Source organism: Parvimonas sp. D9, from assembly GCF_035282565.1.
GTDB lineage: Bacteria > Bacillota > Clostridia > Tissierellales > Peptoniphilaceae > Parvimonas > Parvimonas micra.
Window position 1 is genome coordinate 1 of record NZ_JAYKBM010000050.1, and the last position, 478, is coordinate 478.

Sequence of the window (478 nt, forward strand, 5' to 3'; positions counted from 1 at the left end):
TTGACGGAACACCCGAGCCGCCTTGCGACGGCCGCAAAACTTCGTCCAGGTTGGACGACCGCCCGCCCGTTAAAGGCGCTCCAAATCATCCCGGATGTTCAACCCGAGACACTCCCACGAACCCACCTCCGCCGCCTGACGCCTAAGAAGTGGCCCATATTGCTTGAGCATGAAACGCCAAGCCCGCTCGTCGTCCGACTCCCTTCCGGCTTGCATCTCGATCCGCGACACCTCCAAAGCCATCGCCCGGAGCGCAAGCTCCGCAGTCCAGCGGGAAAACCCCCACGCCTGCTCAGCATCAACCGCCGCCGCGACCGCCTTATATTTTTTCCTCGGCCTAACCTGAGTCTCAAGCCGGACAACGTTTTCGGGAATCTCCCCCCATCGACTGGGCGGAAGCGAACGACGAAGCTCCGCAGTTTTCTCGTACAGCCGGGCACGGACGTCCGAGGTAGTCGCACCCATGTAGTAGGTCCGA

General features: G+C 61.7%; 1 pseudogene. It reads right to left on the reverse strand.

Features of this window, described 5'->3' with window-relative positions:
* Positions 1-69 precede the first annotated feature (69 nt).
* Positions 70-478: pseudogene (locus VJI94_RS07970) on the reverse strand (hypothetical protein); the annotation flags it as partial.